Consider the following 251-nt stretch of genomic DNA (forward strand, 5'->3'; position numbering starts at 1 on the left):
GCCCGACCCCACCTCCAACTGATCGCGCCGATCCTCACGTTCGGCTGAGCCTGCCTGCCCATGAACCAGACCCGTCTTTTCCGGATCTTTGCCTGGTTGTTGGTGGCGACCCTGCGGTGGATGGAATGGGGGAAGGACAAGGCCGCGCCGGCGACACCCGACACACCCGCGGTGGTGGACAGCGCCGCCGTTCCAGGCACCGCCCGGGTGCCGTCCGCCGATGCCGCGGTGCCGCCGGCGGAGGGCAGTCT

General features: G+C 70.1%; 1 protein-coding gene. It reads left to right on the forward strand.

What is annotated here, in order from left to right; genetic code table 11:
• Window positions 1-60: 60 nt before the first annotated feature.
• Window positions 61-251 (forward strand): hypothetical protein (locus SAZ04_RS22615; RefSeq protein WP_332699960.1); only part of this gene is annotated, 191 nt, incomplete at its 3' end.

Source organism: Halalkalibacter lacteus, assembly GCF_036663595.1.
Lineage (GTDB): Bacteria > Bacillota > Bacilli > Bacillales > Bacillaceae_D > Halalkalibacter > Halalkalibacter lacteus.